Here is a 912-nt window from a genome sequence, read left to right on the forward strand (position 1 = left end):
ACCCACTCCTGGCGAAACGGGAGCCCCGCTTCGGCGAGCGCCCGCTTGTAGCCTTCCAGCCGATCCTCCGAGACGACCATGTCCGGCGGCCCGCTGACAAAACCGATATGCACGTGCCCCTGGGCGATCAGGTGGCGGGTGGCGTCAAACGCGGCCTGCACGTTGTTGTTGTTGACGCACAATAGATCGTCCCGCTCCAGCGAGCGGCCCAGCAGGACGAAGGGAAAGTCGTGCTCCAGCAACAGATCTACCAGCGGATCCGCCTTGCGGGGGGCCATCAGGATGATGCCGTCCACGCGGCGGCCGAGGATCATCCGGTTGACCGACTCCAGCTCTTCCGGACGGCTGTTGGCCGATGACATCAGCACGTCGTATCCGGCTGTTTGGGCGCAGGCCAGCATGCCGCGCAGCACCTCGGAAAAAAACGGATTGACAAACTCTTCGACGGAACGGGGCAGAACAAGCCCGATCGTTTGCGTGCTTTTGGAGACGAGGCTTTTGGCCATGATGTTGGGGTGGTAGCCAAGCGCCTCCATGGCCTCCCGGACTTTTCGCACCGTCGCCGGACTGATTTTCGGATGATGGGACAGGACCCGGGACACGGTGGAAGGAGAGACTCCCGCCGCGCGGGCCACATCCTTGATCGTAACGGACATACAATCCTCCCAGTTCTGTGCAAACGTTTGTTTTTCAACATCGTACCGGAAAAGCATCCGCTTGTAAACTGTTAATGCGCAAAAATAGAGAATGAATGAAATTTACAGAAAAAAGGCGCGTGCGAGAAAAATTGGCAGAATTATGGCGACATTCTATTATAAAAAGGAAAAATGACCAAATTTGGCTGTTTGCAAGCGTTTTCTCGGCTGGAATGTTTCGTGTAGGATGGTAGTACATGCAAGGCGGTTTTGCCGC

Annotated in this window: 1 protein-coding gene; it reads right to left on the reverse strand. The window is 56.6% G+C overall.

From position 1 onward, the window contains the following. Positions 1 to 656, reverse strand: a 656-nt coding sequence (locus KDN35_RS19775; RefSeq protein ID WP_212133772.1) for a LacI family DNA-binding transcriptional regulator, incomplete at its 3' end; no start/stop codon positions are given. Positions 657 to 912: the final 256 nt, after the last annotated feature.

The organism is Brevibacillus sp. NL20B1 (assembly GCF_018195675.1).
Taxonomy (GTDB): domain Bacteria; phylum Bacillota; class Bacilli; order Brevibacillales; family Brevibacillaceae; genus Brevibacillus; species Brevibacillus aydinogluensis.